Raw genomic sequence first — 25,631 nt, 5'->3', positions numbered from 1 at the left:
GAATCTAAATAACATAGTGAAAAATAGGAAGAAATTTATTGTAATTGTAATGGAATTTGAGAAATTAAAGGATTTACGGTACGACTTATTTGCGATTAAGTTGTATGTCGTTTTGGTTTAATTTAAGAAAATCACAAAAAAACGACACTCGAATTTTGAGTGTCGTCATAAAATAGTTAATATAGAAATAATGCTTTATTTTTTCAATACAAGCTTCGCCACACATTCCACTTGTGCTGTCTGTGCAAACATATCTATTGGCTGAATATACTCGACATCATATAATTTCGATAACTCTTGTAAATCCTTTGCTAATGTTGATGGGTTACAAGAGGTATATACAAAGCGTTTCGGTTTCAGTTTAAGCACAGTACGAATGAAGTCTGGTGCAAGGCCTGTACGTGGTGGATCGACTACAATTACATCAGGTGTGAAGCCCTCTTTGCGCCAATTTGCTAGTACCGACTCTGCAGTACCAATTGCGTATTTTGCATGTTTGAAACCATGGTTTCGTGCATTTTTTCGTGCATCTTGAATACTCTCTGGAATAACGTCCATTCCGCGTACTTCTTTTGCTTGAGCTGCTAGCCATAAACCGATTGTACCTACACCACAGTATGCATCTACAACAGTTTCTTTGCCTGTTAATGCTGCTGCTTTTTTAATTTCATCATATAAATGAACAGTTTGCGTTGGGTTCAATTGGAAGAATGCGCGAGCGGAAAGGTCGAATGCTAATTCGCCAAGCTCTTCATGAATTGTTTCTTTGCCGTCGAGGACAATTGTTTCATCGCCAAAAATTAGGGATGATTTGTCGCGATTAATATTTTGTGAAATCGACACGATACTTGGGTCGATTTTTTTAATACGTGTAATGAGCTCAGCAAGATGCGGAATCTCCTTGCGTGTTGTCACTAATACAACTTGTGTTTCACCTGTATGGATACCTGTACGCACAACAATAGTACGCACTAAACCGTCGAGTGTACGGCCATCGTAAATTGTAATATTTAGCTTTTGCAGGATTTTGCGAGTTGCGACAGTGATTTTTGATGTTATTGGATGTTGTACGAGGCAGTCGTTTATGTTTAAGAGCTTATTACTGCCTTCTGCAAATAAACCAGCATACACACGCTTGCCTTCCTTACGTACTTGGAACTGGCTTTTATTGCGGTAGTTCCATGGATTATCCATGCCAAGCGTTTGACGGACTTCCACTGTCTCAGCTAAAGACTTTGCATAGCGTTCTAATGCTTGCATTACAATATCACGTTTTTCAATAAGTTGTTTTTCGTATGTCATATGTTGAAGTTGACAGCCACCGCATTCATTGTAAACAGGGCAAGGTGCTTCTTGTCGATACTTTGAGGGTTTACGTATTGTTACAATTTCAGCCTCTGCAAAATTACGTTGTGTTTTAGTTACTTGTGCAGTAATTTCTTCACCAGGGATTGCGCCTTTGACGAATACAACATTGCGTTTGTAAAAGCCAACTCCTTCGCCGTTAATCCCTAATCGTTTAATTGAAAGTGGGAATTTTTGTCCCACTTCCATCGTTGTTTGTTGTGTCAAACTATCCACGTCCTTTAACTTTATTCAGCAAAAGTCTCTCTTTTGTATTTAGAGAGATAAATGCATAAAGAATTCAATTCAACACCGGTAAGGGCTGCTGAATAAAGTTAAGCCTCCGGCGGATGTCACAGATTTTGAATCGTACTTACACGATTCAAAATCTGGACGCAAATACGCCAAGGCGTATTTGATCGAATTTCATCTCCCCATTATAACTAAGGAGTGGACGATTGCAAAGTGACAGGGAAGTCTTCATATTCTAATACTAAATCATCAAGCGATAAAAACGTGTAGCCTTGTTTTTTAGCATCTGCGATGAAGAGTGGAAGAGCCTCTGCATTATCTTGTGCAACAGTGTGCATTAAAATTACGGCACCTGGGTGAAGTTGCTCCATAAGCGCATTGTAGGCATAATCGGCACCACGTCGTTCATCTTTCATCCAATCTTTAAAGGCTACAGACCAAAAAATATGGCGATAACCTTCAGCGTTGCCGACCTCTAATACTTTAGCATTGAAGGTACCTTCAGGTGGACGAGCATATGTCGTGCGTTCTATTCCTGTTAATTCACGTAACTTCCCATCAAATTTCCGCCATTCTGCACGCATGCCATCTCGAGATAGTCTAGCCATATTTGGATGCCCATACGAGTGGTTGCCGATTGTATGGCCATCCTGAACCATGCGTTTAACAAGGTCACTGGCACTTACTAAGTAATGACCTGTTAAGAAAAAGGTTGCTGGCACTTTTTCTTTTTCTAAAGTGTCTAAAATACTTTCGGTAAAGCCATTCTCATAGCCATTATCGAATGTTAAGTAAGCCACTTTTTTATCGGGTTTCCCTTTATAAATAGCGCCATACTTTTCAAGCAATTGATCGAGTGGTGCACCAGCTTCTGCTGGGACGCCATCTTTCGCTCGTTTAAAGCCCCAATTGTATTCGCCGGAGCTCGAAGCAAAATAAGGATTGATGCTCACTGCAGCTGCAATGATAAAAGTAGCAAGTACTGCACCTACTATATGTTGTTTCCACATAAAAACGCATCCTCTCTTTTTCATTAGGATGCGTAGGTTACTAAAAATTATCCCAACTGAATTAATCATCAGTTATTTTCAGAATTGCTAATAGCACTTTTAATATCACCGATAGCAACGGCACAGTTGCCATTGGAAAGTATCTTTATAATAAATCCTCAAGCGCTTCTTTTAGTTGAGGAAAATGAAATTCAAAATTTAGATTTTCTAATACTTGTGGCAATACATACTGACCTTCTAATACGAGCATACTTTGTTCACCAAGTGCTAGTTGCATTGCAAGGCTTGGGATAGGCATCCAGTGTGGACGCTTCATGACCCCAGCAATTGTTTGGCCAAATTCTTTCATGCGTTTTGGGTTTGGTGCTGTGACATTAAAAGCACCATTTATCGACTCATTCATGATTGCAAAGTAAAGCGCACGCGCTGCGTCATTCACATGAATCCAAGAGAGCCACTGTTCACCAGAACCAACTGTACCGCCGACATACATTTTATATGGAAGTAACATCGATGGAAGAGCGCCACTTTCACTTCCTAAAATCACACCAAAACGAGCAAGTGCTACACGTACACCTAAGTTTTCAGCGCGTTTTGCATGGCGTTCCCAATCATGAACCGTCCAACCTAAAAAGTCTGTGGCAAAATCCGTGCAGTTTTCGGTATATGTGTTGATTGTAGAAGTTGGATAAATACCTACAGCGCTAGCGTTTACGAGTACTTTAGGTTTCTTCTGAAGTCTTTCTATTATACGCACAATTTCAAGAGTAGCTTCCATTCGACTTGTATAAATGGCCTTTTTCTGTTTTTTCGTCCAACGGCCATCATTTAGTGAAACCCCAGCTAAATTAACAAATGCATCTACCTCGCCAAGCTCTGTTTCAGGACGAGAACCGTCTTGTAACCATTGTACATAGTTGATACCATTTTCGTGTTTTGAAGTGGAACGTGTTAAAATAGCGATTTCGTGCCCATCAGTTTGTAAGTATTTAGTAAGCATTTTGCCGACGAAACCAGTGCCTCCAGCAATAACGATTTTCATTAGAAATCCCTCCTTTTTCCAATCGATATAATTACACTATACATAAAGATGAGCGAAAAGAAAAAGATGTTATAATGATGTAAGTAAAGAGGTGTTTCTATATGCGTATTATTACAAAAATTGCGCGTCAAAAAAACAATCCAGAGCGTTATAATATATATTTGAACGAAGAGTATGCTTTCCCAGTTGACGAAGCAATTTTACTTCAATTTGGGTTAACAAAAGGGAAAGCCCTAGAAGCATATGATATAGAAGAAATTGCTTATGAAGATGAAATTAGAAAAGCCTTCAACAAGGCACTTAATTTCCTTTCTTATCAAATGCGTAGTGAGCATGAGGTCAAGAAAAAGCTCCTCGATTTGGAATTTGGGGAAGCGGTTATATTAGAAGCTATTCAGAAGTTAAAATCTTATGGCTTTTTAAATGATGAAGTATATTCGAAGGCACTTCTTGATACGAAAAAGGCAACGATGAAAAAAGGACCTCGTGCAATTCGTCAAGATCTCATCAAAAAAGGAATCGATAAAACTTTGCAAGATGAAGTACTTGAAACGTTTAGTCATGAAGAACAAGTGAAGCTTGCTACACAACTTGCAGAAAAAGTAGTCCGCTCAGAGAAGAAAAAAACACCTGCGCAAGTAAAGCAAAAAATTCAAGACTTTCTAATGCGAAAAGGCTATTCTTTCGGTATAGTGGATGAGGTACTTCAAGACATCACGTTTGAGCAAGACGAGGATGACTGGCAACAAATGCTCGATGTACAAGGCGAGAAAGTTTGGAAAAAGTATTCAGCGAAGTATACTGGTTATGAGTTGAAAATGAAAACGAAGCAGGCCCTTTATCAAAAGGGGTTTCCTGTTGAAGTGATAGATCGTTTTATTGAAGAGAAGGGGAATGAACAATGAACGAAAAAAATTATGCCGCTATGTCAGAGCACGAGTTACGCGAAGAAGTGGCAATGTTAAAAGAGAAAGCACGTAAAGCAGAACAGCTAGGAATCATTAATGAGTTTGCAGTATATGAACGTAAAGCTTTAATGGCAGCAGCTTATTTAGTAGACTTGGATACGATTGTACAAGGAGAGATGTATCGCATTGATGGTTCTGACAATCAATATTTCCAAGTCGATTATTTAAAAGGCCGTTTTGCATGGGGGCATCGTTTAGGTGGCGATAAATATCAAGAGGCATTACCAGTCTCAATATTATCACCAATAAAGGCGGGGAAATAAATGCAAGAAAAAATAGAAAAATTAACAACCGAGTTATTAGCAAAGAATCCACAAATGTCTACTGGACGAGCACAAGTTTGGATCGAGCTTTTATGGAGCGATTTTGAGTCGACATCAGCCAAAGCTGGTTATAACTACCGCGGTGTAGACTATACAGAAAACTTAGTACGCCAATTAATTAATAGCTATGGCGATAAGCTTCACGAATTCGCAGGACGTAACCCGAAATACGCACATTTACTTGATGCGAGCGAAGACATGATGCAATAAAAAAGCCGGTATGTCTCGTTTATATGAGACATACCGGTTTTATTAGTTAGGTATGGTTGAACAGACTTAATTACTAGCCCCAATCTGTAACTTCTTCTGGAGTTTATCTTCGGTGAAAATCCAGCCTGTGTAAGAAGTAACAATTTCGTTGTCATCATTTAATTGAGCAACGGCAACGAATGGGTAGCGATTGTCACTACGGTATCGAAGGTCGATTAAACGGACTTCAGTTAAACCATTATCAAGTTCGGAAATTTCCCAACGATATAACGGTGAGAAGGACACAAATGCATCTAGATTCGGATCTTTCAGCGCGGCTTCTATGATCGGTGTTTTTGGCATTGGTTTAATTTCGAATTTATCGTAAATATTAACGGTACGACCGTACGCACGGCCGACATAATAATGTGTTTTTGATTTTGCGGCGATGCGCCAATGGAAGAAGCGCATTGTAGGTGCTACAATGACATAATCCTCATCTTGAATTGTATGATGTACAGCCTGTTTAACGGCTCTTTGTACGGCAAAGCGTAAAATATAATAGCCGACAATAACTATATACATGATGCTGAATGTCCACACTGGATTTGCGCCAAATGCCCATAATAGTATTCCAAGGCAGTGTAGAGTAAAGATAATTGGATCAAAGGTGTTAATGACACCGAGTGCGACCCATTTTCTCGAAAAAGGACGTATGGCTTGCGTGCCATAAGCATTAAAAATATCAACAAAGACATGAAGGGCAACAGCTAAAAATGTCCAGAGCCACAAATGAAGGATATTTGCGTCTTGAATAATAAAAGATAAAGCAGCAGTAATTAGTATTGGCCATAAGGCAACTGCGGGTAAAGAGTGTGTTATCCCACGATGATTACGAATATATACTGCGTTATTGCGAAACTTTAAAACAGTATCGATGTCTGGGGCTTGTGAGCCAATAATGGTACCAGCCATAACGGCGGTGAACGTCATAGGTTGACTTGCGACAACAGGATCAGCAAGTGCAAGACCTCCAAGGGCAATGCCCATAACGAAATGTGTGCCTGAATCCAAAAGTATCCACTCCTAATATGCAAGTTAATAGAGCGCACATTGCATACATGCATATTTCAATAATGGTGATGTGATTACATTTCTATATCTTTATTGTATACCCTTTTTAGCATTAATTAAATCTGAAAAATCCTGGAGGTAGCTGTGAATTATCCATATGTAACAGAATTTCGACAAACATTAGTCGAATGGTTTGAACGTGAAAAAAGAGATTTACCTTGGCGGCACACGAAAGACCCTTATAAAATTTGGGTGTCAGAAGTGATGCTACAACAAACGCGTGTTGATACAGTTATTCCATATTACAATCGTTTTATGGAAAGCTTTCCTACGCTTGAGTTGTTAGCAGAAGCACCGCAGGAGTATTTATTAAAGCATTGGGAAGGACTTGGCTATTATTCTCGTGCACGCAACCTACAAGCTGGGGTACGTGAGGTACTAGAAAACTACGGCGGAATAGTGCCAGATAATCGCCATGAAATATCTAAATTAAAAGGTGTTGGTCCATATACAGCAGGTGCTATTTTAAGTATTGCCTATAATAAGCCGGAGCATGCAGTCGACGGCAATGTCATGCGTGTTTTAAGCCGTGTGCTAGAAATTCATGAGGATATTGCTGTGCCAAAGACGAAGAAAATCTTTGAAGCGGCTGTAGAGAAACTGATAGATCCAGAGCATACATCTTCTTTCAATCAAGGGTTGATGGAACTGGGTGCACTCATTTGTACACCAACATCACCTAAGTGTTTATTATGCCCAGTACGTGACTACTGCATGGCATTCAATGAAGGTGAGCCAGAAAAATTACCGGTGAAATCAAAAAAAGTAAAGATGAAGCATTTAACGTATGATGTATTTGTTTGTGAAGATACAGAAGGGCGCATATTAATGGAGCAACGTCCAAAAGAGGGCTTGCTTGCGGATATGTGGCAATTCCCAATGATTGAACAAGAAGCTAAGGGGACATTGTCTACACAGGCTATATTTGAAGCGAATTACAATGTACATGTAAACAAACAACAAGAATTAGTAGCATTTAAGCATGTGTTTTCACATCTTACTTGGCAACTTAATAGCTATTATATACAAAGTGAGCCTTCAAAAAGTGGACAATGGTTTACTCGTGAGCAAATTGAACTGTTACCGATGCCAGTTCCAATGCTGAAAATTTGGGAGAAATTAAAATAAAAAAAATCGTTCGCATAAAAACAATCACCTCGGTACACAATAATGAGCGTGGAGGTGAATTTAATATGAAACGAAATCAAAACAACAACAACCAAGGTTTCCAAAAACAAAACAATCAACAACGTCAAGTTGAGGAATTTGGTTCAGAAACAGATTTTGCTGAAGTTCAAAAACAAAATCAGAAAGCTGAGACGAATAAATCTCAAGCTTCAGGTCAATTTGCAAAGAAAAATCAAAACAATAATAATTGATTTTAATTTGTAAATGATCGCATTTTGATGCGAACCCATTAAGTTTACCTAAGAAAAGACTGTCCATGAAATCTATATGATAGCATGTGACAGTTTTTTTTATTATGAACGTGAAATTATTACCGATAAAATGCTTTTATGATGAAAATTGCTACCATTCCACGTATATTTGCACCTAAATGAAATAACTAAATGAAATTTATGGTTTTCTAACTACACGTTTCATGGACGGGTTGCTATAATATACATGAGACTGCTAGATTTTAGGTAGCATAGAGGAAAAGGTGGGCTTCAAAATGGCAATACCAGTAGAAGGAGAAACGATACAAATACATAGTTACAAGCACAATGGCCGTATCCACCGAGTATGGCAAGAAACGATGGTATTAAAGGGAACGAAAAATATCGTTATTGGTGCAAATGAACGAACACTTGTGACAGAATCCGATGGTCGTACCTGGCTAACGAGAGAGCCTTCTATTTGCTATTTCCATGCGGAGCACTGGTTTAACATCATTTGCATGCTGCGAGAAGACGGTGTGTATTATTATTGCAATCTAAGCTCACCATTTGTTTTCGATAATAATGCGATTAAATACATTGACTATGATTTAGACATCAAGGTTTTTCCCGATATGTCGTACTCACTTCTTGATGAAGATGAATATGAACAGCATCGTAGAGAAATGTCTTATCCTGAAGTTATTGATAAAATTTTAAAACGTAATGTCGAAAAGTTGATTAGCTGGATTCAACAAAAAAGAGGACCATTCGCACCAGATTTTATCGATGCGTGGACGAATCGTTATAAATTCCAGCTAGATATGCAAGCTGACGATAGTGAGTAGCACCTGTTATTTGCAGGTGTTTTTTTGCGGAAAACAACGTTGACATTAGTTAAAGGTTGAAATAGTTAGCTTTTAGGATTCGGTTACTGTACTGTATACGAAATATTGCTATAATACGTAAAGGCATTCAAATAAGAATGCCTGTTTCTTTTTTTAGAGGATGTGATGAAAAGTTGGGTAGTATAAAACGTTATATGCGCTTTGTAAAACCATATACTTGGGAAATTATTTTAACTGTGTTGATAGGGATTGTGAAATTCGCAATTCCATTATTTATTCCGTTGTTAATCAAAATCGTTTTGGATGATATTATTGGGGCAAACGATTTAACGGACGTGGAAAAAACAAAACAGCTGTTTTACTGGCTAGGTGGTACGATCTTCGTATTCTTTATCATTCGTCCACCAATTGAGTATTACCGCCAATACTTTGCACAGCATGTGAGTAACAAGGTGCTGTTTGATATTCGGAAAGAAATTTACGCACATTTGCAGCGTCTTAGTTTAAAGTACTATGCAAATACGAGAGCCGGCGAAGTCATTTCGCGTGTCATTAATGATGTTGAACAGACGAAAAACTTTGTGATGACTGGTTTAATGAATGTCTGGCTAGACCTTGCAACGATTGTTATCGCAATTGGTATTATGTTAGTGATGGATGTCAAGCTCACATTAGTGGCTTTAATAGCATTTCCGTTCTATGCGTTTAGTGTGAAATTTTTCTTTGGTAAGTTACGTGATCTAACACGAAAACGTTCACAGGCACTTGCTGGTGTACAAAGTTATTTGCATGAGCGTGTAGCGGGCATGAGTATTATTAAAAGCTTTACACTTGAAAAGCATGAGCAAAAAATATTTGATGAAGCAAATGGTGAGTTTTTAGAAAAGGCACTCGATCAAACGAAGTGGAATGCTAAATCTTTTGCAGTAGTTAATACAATCACAGATGTTGCGCCGTTACTAGTTATTGCTTATGCAGGTTACCAAGTGATAAATGATGATTTATCTGTCGGAACGATGGTCGCTTTTATTGCTTATATTGAGCGACTTTATGGACCACTTCGCCGATTAGTAAGTTCTTCTACGACATTGACGCAATCGATTGCCTCAATGGACCGTATGTTTGAGTTGATAGATGAGCCGTACGAGGTACAAAATAAACAAGGTGCGATGGAGTTACAACGTGTTAATGGAGAAGTTAACTTTCAAAATGTTGGATTCCAATATGAAGAAGATGGCTCAGAAATTTTAAAAGATATTAATTTTACCATCAAGCCAGGAGAGACTGTAGCATTTGTCGGGATGAGCGGCGGCGGAAAATCGACGATAATAAGTTTAATTCCACGCTTTTATGACGCGACAAATGGAACTGTGTTAATCGACGGGCATGATGTACGAGATGTGACAATCCACTCATTACGTTCTCAAATAGGTATTGTGTTACAGGATAATATTTTGTTTAGCGATTCAGTAAAAGAAAATATTTTAATGGGGAAACCAGATGCCTCAGATGAAGAAGTAATTGCTGCGGCAAAAGCAGCCAATGCACATGAATTCATCATGGGATTGCCAGATGGTTATAACACAAAAGTAGGCGAACGTGGTGTGAAGCTATCAGGAGGTCAAAAGCAACGTGTTGCGATTGCGCGCGTGTTCCTGAAAAATCCACCGATATTAGTATTAGATGAAGCGACATCTGCACTAGACTTGGAAAGTGAAGCACTAATTCAAGAATCACTTGAAAAATTGGCACATGAACGTACAACAATAATTATTGCGCACCGACTTTCTACTATTACACATGCGGATAAAATTATTGTTATTGATCATGGGCAATTAATAGAAGAAGGGACGCACGATCAGTTAATGAAGCAGCAAGGAACTTACTACAATTTATTCCAAGTTCAGCATTTAGAATAATAGTAGGAAGCACTCACTAATAATGTGGGTGCTTTTTTTTATGGGGTGAAAGTTGTTTTGGAAAATAACCGAAAAACTGAAAGTAAAACATGGGAAAACGAGTGAAAAATAAACGCAAAACACGATATTGTTGAAAAAAAGTATACAGAAATAAAAAAAGAATATTCAGAAAATTGATTTTATAGAATTGTTAGTATATTATGATAATACAAATTTGTTAGTAGAGGTCCCTACTTTTGTAGGAGATGGTATTCATATTGTTTTTTACCATTACTCAATGGTGCTTCTACACTTATTTGAATAATGTTAAAGCCTCAATTCATTATCGCAGGTATTTTTGTACGAAAGTGAAATTGAACTATAAACGATTAAGATTTTGGTAGGAGTGAAATGATTTGAACGAGCGTAAGGAGCTATTAAGGATAGAAGGTTTGGAAACGACCTTTTTTACAGATGATGGACAAATTCCTGCCGTTGATAATATTGATTTTACAGTGCATGAAGGTGAAATTCTTGGCATTGTTGGTGAGTCAGGATGCGGTAAAAGTGTAACGTCATTGTCTATTATGGGATTAGTACCAAGCCCACCAGGGAAAATCACAGGTGGTCAAATTCTATTGGAAGGTAAAGATTTAGTGAAATTATCAGATAAAGAGATGCGCGCTATACGTGGTAAAGATGTTGCGATGATTTTCCAAGAGCCGATGACTTCTTTAAATCCTTTATTCACTATTGGCAATCAATTAGTGGAAGCAATTCTTATACATAATAAAAAATGGACGAAAAGGCAAGCGCGTGAACGTGCCGTTGAAATTGTAAAGCTTGTTGGATTACCACGAGCTGAAGAGTTGATAAATGATTACCCTCATCAATTATCAGGTGGAATGCGCCAACGTGTCATGATTGCAATGGCACTTGTTTGTGACCCTAAAGTGTTAATTGCGGACGAACCGACAACAGCACTAGACGTAACAATCCAAGCACAAATCTTACATTTGATGCGAGATTTAAACAAACGCCTAAATACAGCAGTTCTTTTGATTACCCATGACTTAGGTGTTGTTGCAGAAACATGCCAACGAGTAATTGTAATGTACGCAGGAAAAGTTGTGGAAGAAGCAACAGTTGCGGATATTTTCAATAATCCTCAACATCCGTATACACAAGGGCTTATAAAGTCTGTACCGGATATGCGCTACAAAAAGGATTCACTGTACTCTATTCAAGGAAATGTACCAAAACCAGGTTCTATTAAAGTAGGGTGCCGTTTTGCTGCACGTTGTGAATTTGCAACTGATCGTTGTCGCAAAGAGAACCCACCACTTTATCAAACATCTGAGACACATAAAACACGTTGCTTCCTGATGGATGGTAAGGAGGGCATGTCACAATGAGTAAAGTGATATTGAAAGTCGAAGGATTAAAAAAATATTTCCCAATTCGACAAGGTATGTTTAATAAACATGTAGGTGATGTTAAAGCGGTTGATGACGTTTCTTTTAATGTATATGAAGGGGAAACGTTAGGGATTGTAGGGGAATCAGGTTGTGGTAAATCTACTACAGGACGTTTACTTATGCGTTTATTGGAACCGACTGAAGGTCATATCGAATTTGAGGGTAAAGTTATTTCTGAGTTATCTAAGAGTGAAATGCGTAAAGCGCGTCGTGATATACAAATGGTGTTCCAAGATCCATACGCTTCACTAAATCCGCGACATACGATCGGCAAAATTTTAGAAGAGCCATTGATCGTACACGGGATAGGCAATAAGCAGGAACGCCGTAAAAAAGTGCTCGAATACTTAAACATTGTCGGCTTAAGTGATTATCATGCAAGTCGTTATCCGCATCAATTTAGTGGTGGTCAACGTCAACGTGTTGGAATTGCTCGAGCACTCATGACAAATCCACGTCTCGTTATTGCAGATGAACCTGTTTCAGCATTAGACGTATCTATTCAAGCACAAGTATTAAACTTGATGCAAAAATTGCAAGAAGATTTAAAACTTACGTATATTTTTATCGCGCATGACCTTGGTGTTGTTAGACATATTAGTGATCGCGTAGGTGTTATGTATTTAGGGAAAATGGTTGAGCTTTCTGTCAGTGAGGATTTATATGCAGAGCCGTTGCACCCTTATACCCAAGCGTTATTATCTTCAGTTCCTGTGCCAGACCCAGCGTTTGAGCGTGAACAAATTTTATTAACAGGCGATATCCCGAGTGCCTCTAATCCACCAAGTGGTTGCGCATTCCATACGAGATGTCCATTTAAAACGGAGAGGTGTACACAAGAGACTCCGATCCTAAGAGAAATTAAATCAGGTCATTCTGTTGCATGTCATTTATATGATGATAAGTAACGTTTATGATAAAAAAAGTAGTTGGGGGAATTTTTATGAAGAACAAAAAATTCTGGTCATTAGGGCTAATGCTCGTACTTGTTCTTTCTACTGTCTTAGCAGCTTGTGGCGCTGGAGATAAAAAAGAAAGTTCAGGATCAGATAGTAAAGGTACTAACAGTTCAAACAGTTTAGTTTACGGGCGTGGTGGTGACTCAGTGACACTTGATCCAGCCCAAGCAACTGATGGTGAATCAATTAAAGTAACAACAAACGTATACGAAACACTTGTAAACTTCGGTAAGAGTGATGTAACAATTCAACCAGGTTTAGCAAAATCATGGGAACCTTCTGAAGATGGATTAACATACACGTTCCAACTTGAAGAAGGCGTGAAATTCCATGATGGTACTGACTTCAATGCTGAAGCAGTCGTAAAAAACTTTGAGCGTTGGAAAAATGGCGGCGACAAATTTTCATACTATAACTCACAATTTGTAGTTGGTGATAAGCAAGTAATCGATTCAGTAACAGCTGAAGGTGATTATGCATTAGTTTTTAAACTTAGCCAACCACAAGCTCCATTCCTTCAAAACATAGCAATGGCTGCATTTGCAATTGCTTCACCAGCAGCATTTGAAGCAAATGACGATGCACTTTCTGACAACCCAGTAGGTACAGGTGCATTTAAATTTGTTGAATGGAAACGTAATGACTCAGTAACACTTGAAAAAAATCCTGATTACCGTATCGATGGTCTACCAAAATTAGACAAAGTGGTTTATCGTTCAATTCCTGATAATTCTGCTCGTCTACTCACTTTAAATAATGGTGAAATCGATATTGCTGAAGGTTTAAGTCCAGCCGATGGTGCTAGCATTAAAGGGAATGCAGATTTACAATTAGTAGAACGTCCATCTATGAACGTTGGTTATCTTGGTTTAACTGCAACTCGTGCTCCATTCGATAACGTAAAAGTACGTCAAGCTGTAAACTATGCAATTGATAAACAAACAATCGTAGATGCATTTTTCGAAGGATATGCGGAAGTAGCGAAAAATCCAATGCCTCCAATCATTAATGGTTACAATGATGAAATCGAAGGTTATAACTACGATCCAGAAAAAGCAAAAGCATTACTAGCTGAAGCTGGTTATGACGGTAAGGAAATTGAGTTATGGGCTATGCCAGTATCTCGTCCATATATGCCAGATGGTCAAAAAATCGCAGAAGCTATTCAAAAGAACCTAGCTGACGTTGGTATGCCATCGAAAATCGTTACTTTTGAATGGGCAACATACATCGATAAAGCTGAAAACGGTGAAGCGGATGCGTTTTTACTTGGTTGGACAGGTGATAACGGTGATGCAGATAACTTCCTTTACACACTTTTAGATGGCGATAACATTGGCTCTAACAACTATTCTTTCTATGACAATCAAGAATTACACAAATTATTAGTAGCAGCACAAACTGAAGTTGATGAGGGTAAGCGTAATGACCTTTACAAACAAGCACAAGTGATCATTAATAATGATGCTCCTTGGGTAAATATTGCTCACTCAAATTCAATCATTGGTGCTAGTGCAAAAGTTAAAAACTATATTGCTCACCCAACAGGTACCGATAAGTTAGCAAATGTAGAAATAAAATAATGCTGAAGCAAGCATAAAAATGCTAGCTCACTATTGTTAAAGAAGAGGGGGAGGGAACTCTGCCTCCCTTTTTTTCCTGTATTAAAGTAAGGTAACCGTTTAGTGAAGGCTGAACCTTTATACAGCAATTTTATCTTCATTTAGTAGCAAGCTACGTTACTAAATCAAATACACTGAGACGTATTTGAAGAATGTATTTTCCGAATGGTGTTTGAAGACTAAAGTAAGGCAACATGAAATTAATGGAGAGGTGAAGAAAATGCTTCACTATATCGGGAAACGTTTACTACAATTAATCCCAGTTTTGCTCGGAATGTCTTTTATCGTATTCATGTTAATTCGTGCGATTCCTGGTGATCCTGCTCAAGTTATTCTAGGACAACAGGCGACGAAAGAAGCGGTTGAAGCATTGCGCGCAAGTTTAGGATTAGATAACCCATGGTATACACAGTATTTCAGCTATTTAGGTGGGGTTTTGCAGGGGGATTTAGGCGTTTCGCTTCGTACGAAAGTGCCTGTATCTACTGAAATCTTCCCTTATTTAGCAGCAACGGCAGAGCTTGCAATTTTTGCGATGATTATTGCGGTTGTTATCGGTGTTAATGCCGGAATTATCTCAGCGTGGTTCCAAAATTCTTGGTTTGACTATACAGCGATGGTGATTGCTTTAATTGGTGTATCTGTTCCAGTGTTTTGGTTAGGATTAATGGAGCAGTGGGCATTCAGTATTAACTTAGGCTGGTTCCCGACATCAGGCCGTGAAGATGTGCGTGATCCAGTTACAGCTATCACCCATTTCTATTTAATAGATACATTGATTCAAGGACGCTTCGATCAATTTATTGAAGTGTTACGACGTTTAGTATTACCAGGACTAGCACTTGCAACTATTCCGATGGCTATTATTGCACGTATGACTCGATCATCCATGTTAGAAGTAATGCGTTCTGACTATGTGCGTACAGCTCGTGCAAAAGGACAAAAAATGTTTGTCGTTGTGTACAAACACGCACTGAAAAATGCAATTATTCCTGTATTAACAATTATCGGATTACAATTAGGGTTATTACTTGGCGGTGCAATTCTTACGGAGACAATCTTCAGTTGGCCAGGAATTGGTCGATACATCTACGAAGCTATTGGTTACCGTGACTATCCAGTAATTCAATCTGGAATACTAGTGGTTGCCTTTATCTTCATCATGATTAACTTAATCGTCGACCTACTGTATACAGTGATTGACCCAAGGATTAAATATAAGTAGGAGGGATGATTCATTATGTCTGAAGCAACACGAACAAATACAGAAAAAGTTCAACAAGATCGTGCAGCCGGCCCTTGGATGGAGGGGTGGCGTAGCTTTAAGAAAAGTAAAGTTGCCCTTCTTGGTACAGGGATTGTTATTTTTTTTATTATTCTTGCTATATTTGGTCCGAAACTTGCACCACAAGGAATTAATGAGCAGAATTTATCGATGCGCTTACTAGCTCCTTCAGTAGATCATTGGTTTGGGACAGATGACTTCGGTCGAGATATTTTCTCACGTGTCGTACATGGTGCACGTATTTCACTTTGGGTAGGGTTCTTCTCAGTTATCTTATCTGTAATCGTTGGTAGTATACTAGGTATCGTAGCTGGTTATTATGGAAAATGGGTGGATACGATTATTTCACGTATTTTTGATATTATGCTAGCATTCCCAAGTATTTTACTAGCAATTGCTGTAGTAGCGGTGCTTGGCCCATCACTACAAAATGCGTTAATTGCTATCGCTATTATTAACGTACCGAACTTTGGCCGACTCATTCGTTCGAAAGTGTTGAGTATTAAAGAAGAGGAATATATAACGGCAGCAAAAGCGATTGGTATGAAGGATATGCGGATATTATTTTCTCATATTTTACCGAACTCAATGACGCCGGTAGTCGTGCAAGGGACACTTGCAATTGCAACAGCTATTATCGAGGCTGCAGCACTAGGTTTTCTAGGACTTGGCGCTCAAGCTCCGGCACCGGAATGGGGCAAAATGTTAGCGGATGCGCGTATTTATTTATTGAATGCTCCGTGGACAATGATATTCCCAGGTCTAGCGATTATGCTAACAGTACTGGGCTTTAACCTAATGGGTGACGGTCTTCGTGATGCACTTGATCCAAAAATGAAAAATTAATAGCATTCGATATATGTAAAAAAGCCTTCTGTTCATCATTTGAATAGAAGGCTATTTTTTTATTTAAGTTTAGTCTATTCGACAGGAAAATCCAATTATACTGAGATAGTCCAGAGTGAGTAAGGTGTAGAAATAATGCGTATATTATAGAAAAATAAAGGTTGAAAGAGAGATAAAAAATAGTTAGAATTATCTGAAAATAGGGAAAATGATAATGTTTGATGTATTATACTGAATAAAATATAAAATAAGGTAGGATGGAGCGGTTGCGCATGCGAAACAAGCTGTTAGAAATAATAGGTTTAGAGACAACTTTTTTCACAGATGATGGACAAATTCCTGCCGTTGATCATATTGATTTTTCGGTTCATGAAGGAGAGATCTTAGGAATAGTAGGAGAGTCGGGTAGTGGTAAAAGTGTAACGTCCTTATCAATTATGGGATTAATCCCATCACCTCCTGGAAAAATTACTGGTGGACAAATTTTATTAGGCGAAAAGAATTTGGCGAAATTAACAGATAAACAAATGCAAAAAATTCGAGGGAAAGATGTGGCGATGATTTTCCAAGAGCCTATGACATCTTTGAATCCGCTGTTTACCATTGGCAATCAACTAAAAGAGGCAATTTTAATTCATCATCCAAAATGGCCGAAAAAAAGGGCTCTTGCTCGTGCAGTAGAGATGATGAAATTAGTAGGTTTGCCACGTGCAGAAGAATTATTGAAAGATTATCCTCATCAATTATCTGGTGGAATGCGTCAACGAGTCATGATAGCCATGGCTCTAGTTTGTGAACCGAAAGTTTTAATTGCTGATGAACCCACAACTGCGCTTGATGTCACGATTCAGGCACAAATTTTACAACTCATGAAAGATGTAAATAAACGTCTGAACACTGCTGTTTTACTGATAACGCATGACTTAGGAGTCGTAGCAGAAACTTGTGAGCGTGTCATTGTTATGTATGCTGGACAGATTGTTGAAGAAGCGCCGGTCCATGAGATTTTTAATAAACCCTTGCATCCTTATACGCAAGGGCTCATAAAATCAGTACCAGATATGCGTTTTAAAAAGGAGTCGTTGTATTCAATACCAGGTACAGTGCCGAAGCCAGGAACTATAAGAGTAGGTTGTCGTTTTGCAGAGCGCTGTGAATTTGCGATGGAGCGTTGTACACAAGAAACTCCGCCTCTTTATAATGCATCTGAGTACCACAAATCCAGATGCTTTTTATTAGCCGAACAGGAGGTAGGTAAGCGTGACGAATGTGCTATTGAGAGTTGAAGGCTTAAAAAAATATTTTCCAATCAGAAAAGGCATTTTTAATAAGCAAGTAGGGGATGTGAAAGCCGTCGATAACATTTCCTTTGATGTTTTTGAGGGAGAAACACTCGGTATTGTAGGGGAGTCAGGCTGTGGAAAGTCTACAGCAGGCCGCTTGCTTATGCGTTTACTAGAGCCGACATCTGGAAACATAGAATTTGCAGGAAAAGAAATATCTGAATTATCAAACAAAGAGATGCGCAAAGCTCGCCGTGATATTCAAATGATTTTTCAAGACCCATATGCATCATTAAATCCCCGACATAACATTGGCAAAATTTTAGAAGAACCACTAATTGTACATGGAATGGGGAAGGCAGCAGAACGGAAGAAAAAGGTGTTAGAACTACTTCAGATTGTTGGGTTAAACGAATATCACATTAAACGCTATCCGCATCAATTCAGTGGTGGGCAAAGACAGCGCATCGGCATTGCTAGAGCGCTTATGACTAACCCGCGTTTAATCATAGCAGATGAACCAGTATCGGCTCTTGACGTATCTATTCAAGCACAAGTTTTAAACTTAATGCAAAAGCTGCAGAAAGATTTAAAACTGACATATATTTTTATCTCGCATGATTTAGGGGTTGTCCGTCATATTAGTAATCGAGTTGGCGTCATGTATTTAGGTAGGTTAGTAGAGTTAACCGCAAGTGAAGATTTGTATGCGGAGCCACTACATCCATACACACAAGCATTATTATCTGCTGTTCCTGTACCAGACCCAGCGTTTGAACGCGAGCAGTTCATTATATCTGGAGACATTCCAAGTGCATCAAATCCGCCAAGCGGTTGTGCATTCCACACAAGGTGTCCCTTTAAAAAGGAAGAGTGTTCAACTGTTGTACCAAATATGCAAGAAGTAAAACCGGGTCATTATGTTGCTTGCCATCTCTACGATGAATTGCAGCATTAAGTGATAGAAAACATTTAGGGGGAAAATGAATGAAGAAAAAGAAGTTTTGGTCATTAGGCATAATGCTTATCCTTGTTCTTTCAGTAATCTTAGCTGCATGTGGTGTCTCTGATAACAAGGAAACAGGTTCTAAAGATACTTCTACAGATGACGACACGGCTACTAGTAGTGGAAAAACAGAATTAGTATATGGCCGTGGCGGTGATTCAGTAGCACTTGACCCAGCTGTAGTAACTGATGGTGAATCATTCACAGTAACAGCTAATTTATATGAAACTATTGTTAACTTCGGTGAGCAAGACGTAACTATTCAACCAGGATTAGCGAAAACATGGGAGGCGTCTGAAGATGGTTTAACATACACTTTCCAACTACAAGAAGGTGTAAAATTCCATGATGGTACTGATTTCAATGCTGAAGCAGTTGTAAAAAATGTTGAGCGTTGGAAGGCTGGGGGAGAGAAACATCCTTACTATAGTTCTCAATTTGTAGTGGGGGATAAGCAAGTCATCGAATCCGTAACAGCTGAAGGAGATTACACGGTTGTCTTCAAACTAAGCCAACCACAAGCACCATTCCTGAAGAACTTAGCAATGTCGCCATTTGCAATTGCTTCACCAACAGCATTTGAAGCAAATGAAGAAGGGTTATCTACTAATCCAGTAGGGACAGGTCCATTCAAGTTTGTTGATTGGAAGCGTAATGATTCTATTACAATCGAGAAAAATCCAGATTATTATATCGATGGTTTACCGAAATTAGAGAAAGTAATCTATCGTTCTATTCCAGAAAACGCAACTCGCTTAAATTCACTGAATACAGGTGAAATTGATGTAGCGGATGGCATTAGCCCGTCCGACAAAGCGTCAATCGAATCAAATGATAAATTACAATTAATCGAACGTCCATCTATGAACGTTGGTTACCTAGGTTTAACAACGACTCGTGCACCGTTTGATAATGTAAAAGTACGTCAAGCTGTAAACTATGCAATTGATAAACAAGCTTTAGTAGATGCATTCTACGAGGGGTTAGCTGAGATAGCGAAAAATCCAATGCCTCCAGTAATTACTGGTTACAATGATGACATCTCGGGTTATGCATACGATCCTGAAAAAGCAAAAGCTCTCCTAGCTGAAGCGGGTTATGACGGTAAAGAAATAGAGCTATGGGCTATGCCTGTACCACGTCCATACATGCCAGATGGTCAAAAAGTAGCCGAAGCAATTCAAAAGAATTTAGCAGATGTCGGTATGCCATCGAAAATTGTATCGTTCGAGTGGGCTACTTATTTAGAAAAGGCTGAAAATGGGGAAGCAGATGCGTTCTTGCTTGGTTGGACAGGTGATAATGGAGATGCAGATAACTTCATTTACACATTATTAGACGGAGATAATATCGGTTCTAATAACTATACGTACTATGACAACCAAGAATTACACAAACTGCTTGTAGCTGCACAAACTGAAATAGATGAAGAAAAACGTATTGCACTTTACAAACAAGCACAAGAAATTATCTTTGCTGATGCACCATGGGTTCCTCTTGCACATTCAATTCCAATCTTAGCAGCAGGTGCAGATGTACAAAATTATATTGCACATCCAACAGGTTCTGACCGTTTAGATGCAGTTTATTTTAAGTAAATTCAAATGAAGATAAAGCTTTTGAACGCTAATTCCAAAAAGAATTTGGTAAGTGTCGCTTACTTCATAGTGATATAACAAGCTTATGCAGTGGGCGACTTTGCTCATCACTGCAAAAACGGGCTGTGGCAACTATGATTGTCACAACCCGTTTTTCTGTATGAAAGAACATTTGCGAAAACGGATGTCGTTTAGTGACCAGCTAACCTTTCTGCAGTAAATGTATAGATTTTTTTGATTTCCTTAGCAAAAGTACAATATGAAAATAATAGAGAGGTGGAGAATATGCTTCACTATATGGGAAGACGTTTACTACAATTAATCCCAGTTTTGCTTGGAATGTCTTTCATCGTCTTCATGCTTATACGTGCGATTCCTGGTAATCCGGCACAAGTTATTTTAGGACAACAGGCAACGAAAGAAGCGGTCGAAGCATTGAACGCAAGTTTAGGATTAGATCAGCCATGGTATACCCAATATTTTAGCTACTTAGGTGGTCTTCTACAGGGGGATTTAGGTGAGTCGTTACGGACGAAACTTCCTGTATCAGAGGAAATTTTCCCGTATTTAGCTGCAACTGCGGAGCTTGCATTATTTGCAATGATTATTGCAGTGATTATAGGTGTTAACGCAGGAATTATTTCAGCATGGTTCCAAAATTCTTGGTTTGATTATACGGCGATGATTATTGCTTTGATTGGTGTGTCGGTGCCAGTTTTTTGGTTAGGTTTAATGGAACAGTGGGCGTTTAGTATCAACCTTGGTTGGTTCCCAACGTCCGGAAGGGAAAATGTGCGAGATCCGATAACCGCCATTACCCATTTTTATTTGATTGATACGCTGATCCAAGGACGCTTCGATCAATTTACTGAAGTGATAAAACGATTAGTGTTACCAGGAATGGCACTTGCTACAATTCCAATGGCTATTATCGCACGAATGACGCGTTCATCTATGCTTGAAGTAATGCGTTCAGATTATGTGCGTACGGCTCGTGCTAAAGGGCAAAAAATGTTTATCGTTGTATATAAGCATGCACTGAAAAATGCAGTTATTCCTGTGATAACGATTGTCGGCTTACAAACAGGTTTACTACTGGGTGGTGCAATTTTAACTGAAACGATTTTTAGTTGGCCAGGTATTGGTCGTTATATTTATGAAGCGATTGGCTTCCGGGATTATCCGGTTATTCAGTCAGGTATTTTAGTCATCGCCTTTATTTTTATCATGATTAACTTATTTGTGGATTTATTGTATACAGTGATTGATCCGCGGATTAAATACAAATAGGGGAGATGCGATTATGGTTGGAGTAATGGATATAAAAAAAGATGCAACACAAAATCGTGCGGCAGGTCCTTGGAGAGAAGGCTGGCGTAGCTTTAAAAAGAGCAAAATCTCCCTAATTGGTGCAGGTATTGTATTGTTTTTCATTGTACTTGCAGTGTTTGGTCCGTTGATTGCACCGCAAGGAATAAATGAACAAGATTTTACGAAGAAGCTTTTAGCACCTTCAGGCCAGCATTGGTTTGGCACCGATGATTTTGGTCGAGATATTTTTTCTCGTATTGTGCATGGCGCTCGTATTTCACTTTGGGTGGGTCTCTTCTCAGTTATTCTATCTGTAATAGTTGGAAGTGTATTAGGTGTTGTAGCTGGTTACTACGGCAAATGGATTGATACTATTATTTCGCGGATATTCGATATTATGTTGGCATTTCCAAGTATTTTACTAGCTATTGCAGTAGTAGCTGTACTTGGCCCATCTCTACAAAATGCATTAATTGCGATTGCGATCATTAATGTACCAAATTTCGGACGACTGATTCGCTCAAAAGTTCTGAGTGTAAAAGAAGAAGAGTATATTGTAGCTGCGAAAGCTATTGGAATGAGTGATATTCGTATTTTGTTCTCGCATATTTTGCCAAACTCAATGACGCCAATTATTGTGCAAGGTACACTTGCGATTGCGACAGCCATTATTGAAGCAGCAGCACTTGGCTTCTTAGGACTTGGAGCTGAAGCGCCAGCACCAGAATGGGGAAAAATGCTTGCGGATGCACGTATTTACTTAATGAAGGCACCGTGGACGATGATTTTTCCAGGGTTAGCAATTATGCTAACAGTACTCGGCTTTAACTTAATGGGAGATGGGTTGCGGGATGCACTCGATCCGAAAATGAAAAGTTAATAAGCTTCTAATTCATATTGCGAAAAGTTTTTTATATTGGGGTACTATTTAGTAATCTTTATGGAGCCAATATTTGAATTTTATGTAATATTATTTTAGACTTAAGATAAGGCTGAAATAATTACCTTTGTTTCGATATATTAAAAGTTTCCTATTTGTAATTGAGTAGCAAGTAGTGTCAATTTTGCTAATTATGGGAATCAATGATTTTGTCTAGATTCGTTTTTTCTAATTAATAACGATGTATTCGTATTATTCAGCTGAAAGCGTATTCAATTTTTAGGAGGATGTTTATCGTGGGTATTAATTTGCAAAAAGGGCAACGCGTCGATTTGACAAAAGGCAATGCTGGTTTAAATAAAATTAAAGTCGGATTGGGATGGGACCCTGTAAGCCAAGGAAAAAGTGGCGGATTTTTAGGTGGTCTATTTTCTGGAGGCGGCGGAGGTGGCAGAGACGTTGACTGTGATGCGTCTGTTCTAATGCTACAAGAGGACAAGCTTCGAGCAGGAGATGACATTGTTTATTTCGGAAAATTAGTGAGTAAATGTAATTCTATTCAGCATTCTGGTGATAATTTAACTGGTGATGGCGATGGTGACGATGAAGTAATTACAATTGAATTAGGCTCAGTACCAGCTCAATACAATAAACTTGTATTCGTCGTTAACATTTACGATGCAGCTGGACGTAAACAACACTTCGGTATGATTCAAAATGCATACATTCGTGTGTATGATGGCACGACAGGCAACGAACTGATTCGCTATAATTTAACTGATAACTATTCGGACTTAACGACGCTAGTTTGTGGCGAAATTTACCGCAATGGTAATGAATGGAAGTTCGCGGCTGTTGGTAACGGTACGAACGATGTGAAACTTGGCGATGTAGCTCGAAGATATCAATAAATAAAAAATAATTATAAATCATTAGGAGGAATATAATAATGGGTATTTCATTACAAAAAGGTCAAAAAGTAGATTTAACAAAAACGAATCCGGGGTTAACAAACGTAATTGTAGGTTTAGGATGGGACACAAACAAATATGATGGTGGACATGATTTCGATTTAGATTCATCTGTATTTTTACTTGCTGATACAGGCAAAGTAGCAGATCAAAATGATTTTGTCTTCTATAACAATACAGTTGGCGGCAATGGCTCAATTGAACACTCAGGTGATAACTTAACAGGTGTTGGCGATGGCGATGACGAAGTTGTGAAAGTAGCGTTAACACAAGTGCCAGCACACGTACAACGACTAGCATTCACAGTAACAATTCACGATGCAGAAGCACGTAACCAAAACTTCGGTATGGTAACAAATGCATTTATCCGCATTGTGAATGCAGCGACAAATGAAGAAGTAATTCGTTATGACTTAGGTGAAGATTTCAGCATTGAAACAGCAGTAGTTGTTGGTGAGTTATACCGTCATAATGGCGAATGGAAATTCAATGCAATCGGTGCAGGCTATCAAGGTGGATTAGCTGCTCTTTGTAATGATTATGGCTTAAACGTAAACTAATACTGCAACTTTTTATAGGGAAGGGAGATTTTCAAATGGGTATTCAGTTAAGTAAAGGGCAACGAATTGATTTAACGAAGCAAGATCCAGGATTAACTAATGTAGGTATTGGTTTAGGCTGGGATGTAAAACAATTCGATGGCGGAAATGACTTTGACTTAGATGCATCTGTATTTTTACTAGATGCATCTGGAAAATGCCGTAATGAGCAAGACTTTATCTTCTACAATAATTTAACAAGTTCAGACCAATCTGTCGTACATACGGGGGATAACCGTACCGGTGAGGGAGATGGGGATGATGAAAAAATTCTTGTGAATCTAAAGCAAGTGTCTCCTCAAATTGAAAAGATTGTTGTGACCGTGACGATTTATGATGCTGAAGGTCGCCATCAAAACTTCGGGCAAGTATTGAATGCTTATGTTCGTTTAACGAACGAAGATACTGGCTCCGAAGTCCTTCGATATGATCTTGGCGAAGATTTTAGCATTGAAACAGCTGTTGTATTTTGTGAGTTGTACCGTCATAATGGCGAGTGGAAATTTGCCGCAGTAGGATCAGGCTATCAAGGTGGCCTTGCTGCACTGGTAAATGCATACGGCTTGCAATAAGTTAAAGGCATTATGTAATTGATGGGGGAACTCGTTTGGACGTAGTAAATGAGATACTTAATACATATGCGCAGTTTTTTAACTGGCAAATGTGGGGTGAAGTTTTAACGGATCCAGTATCATGGGGACTAATTCTTTCGTTAGTGATTATGGAAGGACTTTTATCTGCTGACAATGCATTAGTATTGGCGGTACTTGTTAAACATCTTCCTCCAAAACAGCGAAAAAGAGCTTTGATGTATGGTATGTTTGGTGCTTATTTCTTCCGATTTATCTTTATAGGTATCGGTGTATATTTGGTAAAGTTCTCGATGGTGAAAATTATAGGGGCCATCTATCTAGCTTGGCTTGTTATCTTGCACTTTAAAAATAGTGGCGATAGTGAGGACGAGGCGAAAGAGTTTAAGAAAAATGGCTGGATGGTCCGAGTATTCGGTACTTTCTGGGCAACGGTTATCTCAGTTGAATTAATGGATATAGCCTTTTCGGTAGATTCAATACTTGCTGCATTTGCGATATCAGACCAAGTATGGGTGCTGTTATTAGGCGGGGTGTTAGGAATTATCATGATGCGTACAATCGCTGGTGTATTTCTAACGTTGATTGAGAGAGTGCCAGAGCTTGAGACTACAGCATTTATTTTAATCGGTATTATTGCGTTTAAAATGTTTGCAGGTGTTTTTGGTTTCCATATTTCACACGAGATTTTCTTCGTCATTTTAATCATAGCATTCATGCTAACATTTGTTATGCATAAGATGAATAAGGTAAAAGCAGCGTAACAGAAGGCACTGTATTGGTCTGGGAAAAACAGGCTGATGCAGTGCCTTTTTT

At 38.7% G+C, this 25,631-nt stretch carries 25 protein-coding genes; 21 read left to right on the top strand and 4 right to left on the bottom strand.

All coding sequences use genetic code 11. The features are described 5' to 3' along the window. Positions 1 to 195: 195 nt before the first annotated feature. The 3 genes from rlmD to ACIQZG_RS20085 all read right to left on the bottom strand — a co-directional run bounded on the left by rlmD (position 196) and on the right by ACIQZG_RS20085 (position 3,648). Entirely contained in the window at positions 196 to 1,572 is a 1,377-nt protein-coding gene (gene rlmD / locus ACIQZG_RS20095) for a 23S rRNA (uracil(1939)-C(5))-methyltransferase RlmD (RefSeq protein WP_402757249.1), read from the bottom strand. A 215-nt stretch (positions 1,573 to 1,787) separates the two neighbouring features. After that, positions 1,788 to 2,606 carry a polysaccharide deacetylase family protein gene (locus ACIQZG_RS20090; protein ID WP_402757248.1) on the bottom strand — a complete coding sequence of 273 codons (819 nt, stop codon included), beginning with the start codon at positions 2,604 to 2,606 and terminating at the stop codon, positions 1,788 to 1,790. Between the two features lie 145 nt (positions 2,607 to 2,751). Further along, positions 2,752 to 3,648 (bottom strand): TIGR01777 family oxidoreductase, encoded by an 897-nt coding sequence (locus ACIQZG_RS20085; protein WP_402757247.1) that lies wholly within the window; start codon positions 3,646 to 3,648, stop codon positions 2,752 to 2,754. Between the two features lie 101 nt (positions 3,649 to 3,749). On the opposite strand from ACIQZG_RS20085, the gene recX reads away from it, so the two are divergent. Genes recX through ACIQZG_RS20070 form a run of 3 tightly spaced genes read left to right on the top strand, consistent with a single transcriptional unit; the run spans position 3,750 to position 5,149 of the window. Next, entirely contained in the window at positions 3,750 to 4,553 is an 804-nt protein-coding gene (gene recX / locus ACIQZG_RS20080; protein ID WP_402757246.1) for a recombination regulator RecX, read from the top strand. Then, a complete protein-coding gene (locus ACIQZG_RS20075) occupies positions 4,550 to 4,879 on the top strand; it encodes a YfhH family protein (protein WP_402757245.1) in 330 nt (109 codons plus the stop codon). Before recX ends, ACIQZG_RS20075 begins: the two co-directional genes overlap by 4 nt. Further along, entirely contained in the window at positions 4,880 to 5,149 is a 270-nt protein-coding gene (locus tag ACIQZG_RS20070) for a YfhJ family protein (protein ID WP_402757244.1), read from the top strand. Between the two features lie 66 nt (positions 5,150 to 5,215). Here the strand turns inward: ACIQZG_RS20070 and ACIQZG_RS20065 are convergent, their stop codons facing one another. Further along, a complete protein-coding gene (locus ACIQZG_RS20065) occupies positions 5,216 to 6,202 on the bottom strand; it encodes a metal-dependent hydrolase (protein WP_402757243.1) in 987 nt (328 codons plus the stop codon). Between the two features lie 144 nt (positions 6,203 to 6,346). Between ACIQZG_RS20065 and mutY the strand changes: the two genes are divergently transcribed. From mutY to ACIQZG_RS19975, 18 genes are all read left to right on the top strand, one after another. Beyond that, positions 6,347 to 7,390, top strand: a complete 1,044-nt coding sequence (gene mutY, locus ACIQZG_RS20060) for an A/G-specific adenine glycosylase (protein ID WP_402757242.1) — start codon at positions 6,347 to 6,349, stop codon at positions 7,388 to 7,390. Positions 7,391 to 7,455: 65 nt separating this feature from the next. Beyond that, positions 7,456 to 7,641, top strand: coding sequence for a gamma-type small acid-soluble spore protein (locus ACIQZG_RS20055; RefSeq protein ID WP_402757241.1), 186 nt, complete (start codon positions 7,456 to 7,458; stop codon positions 7,639 to 7,641). A gap of 296 nt (positions 7,642 to 7,937) precedes the next feature. Then, complete coding sequence (gene ntdP / locus ACIQZG_RS20050) at positions 7,938 to 8,489, top strand: nucleoside tri-diphosphate phosphatase (RefSeq protein ID WP_402757240.1); 552 nt, start codon at positions 7,938 to 7,940, stop codon at positions 8,487 to 8,489. Positions 8,490 to 8,662: 173 nt separating this feature from the next. After that, complete coding sequence (locus ACIQZG_RS20045; protein ID WP_402757239.1) at positions 8,663 to 10,408, top strand: ABC transporter ATP-binding protein; 1,746 nt, start codon at positions 8,663 to 8,665, stop codon at positions 10,406 to 10,408. A gap of 395 nt (positions 10,409 to 10,803) precedes the next feature. Beyond that, on the top strand, positions 10,804 to 11,802 hold the full coding sequence (locus ACIQZG_RS20040; protein WP_402757238.1) for an ABC transporter ATP-binding protein: 999 nt from the start codon (positions 10,804 to 10,806) through the stop codon (positions 11,800 to 11,802). After that, the gene (locus ACIQZG_RS20035) at positions 11,799 to 12,773 is read left to right on the top strand and encodes an ABC transporter ATP-binding protein (protein ID WP_402757237.1); all 975 of its coding nucleotides are present in this window, start codon (positions 11,799 to 11,801) and stop codon (positions 12,771 to 12,773) included. Before ACIQZG_RS20040 ends, ACIQZG_RS20035 begins: the two co-directional genes overlap by 4 nt. Before the next feature lie 35 nt (positions 12,774 to 12,808). Then, positions 12,809 to 14,407 (top strand): ABC transporter substrate-binding protein, encoded by a 1,599-nt coding sequence (locus ACIQZG_RS20030; protein ID WP_402757236.1) that lies wholly within the window; start codon positions 12,809 to 12,811, stop codon positions 14,405 to 14,407. A 259-nt stretch (positions 14,408 to 14,666) separates the two neighbouring features. Continuing rightward, the gene (locus ACIQZG_RS20025; protein WP_402757254.1) at positions 14,667 to 15,671 is read left to right on the top strand and encodes an ABC transporter permease; all 1,005 of its coding nucleotides are present in this window, start codon (positions 14,667 to 14,669) and stop codon (positions 15,669 to 15,671) included. A gap of 15 nt (positions 15,672 to 15,686) precedes the next feature. Continuing rightward, the gene (gene nikC, locus ACIQZG_RS20020; RefSeq protein ID WP_402757235.1) at positions 15,687 to 16,577 is read left to right on the top strand and encodes a nickel transporter permease; all 891 of its coding nucleotides are present in this window, start codon (positions 15,687 to 15,689) and stop codon (positions 16,575 to 16,577) included. Between the two features lie 272 nt (positions 16,578 to 16,849). Next, entirely contained in the window at positions 16,850 to 17,863 is a 1,014-nt protein-coding gene (locus ACIQZG_RS20015; RefSeq protein WP_402757234.1) for an ABC transporter ATP-binding protein, read from the top strand. After that, the gene (locus tag ACIQZG_RS20010; RefSeq protein WP_402757233.1) at positions 17,838 to 18,818 is read left to right on the top strand and encodes an ABC transporter ATP-binding protein; all 981 of its coding nucleotides are present in this window, start codon (positions 17,838 to 17,840) and stop codon (positions 18,816 to 18,818) included. Before ACIQZG_RS20015 ends, ACIQZG_RS20010 begins: the two co-directional genes overlap by 26 nt. Before the next feature lie 29 nt (positions 18,819 to 18,847). Further along, positions 18,848 to 20,464, top strand: a complete 1,617-nt coding sequence (locus ACIQZG_RS20005; RefSeq protein WP_402757232.1) for an ABC transporter substrate-binding protein — start codon at positions 18,848 to 18,850, stop codon at positions 20,462 to 20,464. A 285-nt stretch (positions 20,465 to 20,749) separates the two neighbouring features. Then, positions 20,750 to 21,754, top strand: coding sequence for an ABC transporter permease (locus ACIQZG_RS20000; RefSeq protein WP_402757231.1), 1,005 nt, complete (start codon positions 20,750 to 20,752; stop codon positions 21,752 to 21,754). A 13-nt stretch (positions 21,755 to 21,767) separates the two neighbouring features. Then, positions 21,768 to 22,655: an ABC transporter permease gene (locus ACIQZG_RS19995; RefSeq protein WP_402757230.1), complete on the top strand. Its 888-nt coding sequence runs from the start codon at positions 21,768 to 21,770 to the stop codon at positions 22,653 to 22,655. 296 nt (positions 22,656 to 22,951) lie between these two features. Further along, positions 22,952 to 23,566: a TerD family protein gene (locus ACIQZG_RS19990; protein WP_402757229.1), complete on the top strand. Its 615-nt coding sequence runs from the start codon at positions 22,952 to 22,954 to the stop codon at positions 23,564 to 23,566. A gap of 38 nt (positions 23,567 to 23,604) precedes the next feature. Beyond that, positions 23,605 to 24,186: a TerD family protein gene (locus ACIQZG_RS19985; RefSeq protein WP_402757228.1), complete on the top strand. Its 582-nt coding sequence runs from the start codon at positions 23,605 to 23,607 to the stop codon at positions 24,184 to 24,186. A 35-nt stretch (positions 24,187 to 24,221) separates the two neighbouring features. Then, entirely contained in the window at positions 24,222 to 24,797 is a 576-nt protein-coding gene (locus ACIQZG_RS19980) for a TerD family protein (RefSeq protein WP_402757227.1), read from the top strand. A 35-nt stretch (positions 24,798 to 24,832) separates the two neighbouring features. Beyond that, positions 24,833 to 25,579, top strand: coding sequence for a TerC family protein (locus ACIQZG_RS19975; protein WP_402757226.1), 747 nt, complete (start codon positions 24,833 to 24,835; stop codon positions 25,577 to 25,579). Positions 25,580 to 25,631 lie beyond the last annotated feature (52 nt).

Source organism: Lysinibacillus sp. NPDC096418 (assembly GCF_044762775.1).
In the GTDB taxonomy this organism is placed as follows: domain Bacteria; phylum Bacillota; class Bacilli; order Bacillales_A; family Planococcaceae; genus Lysinibacillus.
The sequence above is the reverse complement of the archived record's forward strand: the minus strand, read 5'-3'. Positions and strand labels throughout refer to the sequence as shown.

What these genes read in the sequence shown, in the direction of transcription:
- ACIQZG_RS20090 (WP_402757248.1), bottom strand. Translation starts at nt 2,606, where the DNA reads ATGTGGAAACAACATATAGTAGGTGCAGTACTTGCTACTTTTATCATT.
- ACIQZG_RS20085 (WP_402757247.1), bottom strand. Translation starts at nt 3,648, where the DNA reads ATGAAAATCGTTATTGCTGGAGGCACTGGTTTCGTCGGCAAAATGCTT.
- recX (WP_402757246.1), top strand. Translation starts at nt 3,750, where the DNA reads ATGCGTATTATTACAAAAATTGCGCGTCAAAAAAACAATCCAGAGCGT.
- ACIQZG_RS20075 (WP_402757245.1), top strand. Translation starts at nt 4,550, where the DNA reads ATGAACGAAAAAAATTATGCCGCTATGTCAGAGCACGAGTTACGCGAA.
- ACIQZG_RS20070 (WP_402757244.1), top strand. Translation starts at nt 4,880, where the DNA reads ATGCAAGAAAAAATAGAAAAATTAACAACCGAGTTATTAGCAAAGAAT.
- ACIQZG_RS20055 (WP_402757241.1), top strand. Translation starts at nt 7,456, where the DNA reads ATGAAACGAAATCAAAACAACAACAACCAAGGTTTCCAAAAACAAAAC.
- ntdP (WP_402757240.1), top strand. Translation starts at nt 7,938, where the DNA reads ATGGCAATACCAGTAGAAGGAGAAACGATACAAATACATAGTTACAAG.
- ACIQZG_RS20035 (WP_402757237.1), top strand. Translation starts at nt 11,799, where the DNA reads ATGAGTAAAGTGATATTGAAAGTCGAAGGATTAAAAAAATATTTCCCA.
- ACIQZG_RS20030 (WP_402757236.1), top strand. Translation starts at nt 12,809, where the DNA reads ATGAAGAACAAAAAATTCTGGTCATTAGGGCTAATGCTCGTACTTGTT.
- ACIQZG_RS20025 (WP_402757254.1), top strand. Translation starts at nt 14,667, where the DNA reads ATGCTTCACTATATCGGGAAACGTTTACTACAATTAATCCCAGTTTTG.
- nikC (WP_402757235.1), top strand. Translation starts at nt 15,687, where the DNA reads ATGTCTGAAGCAACACGAACAAATACAGAAAAAGTTCAACAAGATCGT.
- ACIQZG_RS20015 (WP_402757234.1), top strand. Translation starts at nt 16,850, where the DNA reads ATGCGAAACAAGCTGTTAGAAATAATAGGTTTAGAGACAACTTTTTTC.
- ACIQZG_RS20005 (WP_402757232.1), top strand. Translation starts at nt 18,848, where the DNA reads ATGAAGAAAAAGAAGTTTTGGTCATTAGGCATAATGCTTATCCTTGTT.
- ACIQZG_RS20000 (WP_402757231.1), top strand. Translation starts at nt 20,750, where the DNA reads ATGCTTCACTATATGGGAAGACGTTTACTACAATTAATCCCAGTTTTG.
- ACIQZG_RS19995 (WP_402757230.1), top strand. Translation starts at nt 21,768, where the DNA reads ATGGTTGGAGTAATGGATATAAAAAAAGATGCAACACAAAATCGTGCG.
- ACIQZG_RS19985 (WP_402757228.1), top strand. Translation starts at nt 23,605, where the DNA reads ATGGGTATTTCATTACAAAAAGGTCAAAAAGTAGATTTAACAAAAACG.
- ACIQZG_RS19980 (WP_402757227.1), top strand. Translation starts at nt 24,222, where the DNA reads ATGGGTATTCAGTTAAGTAAAGGGCAACGAATTGATTTAACGAAGCAA.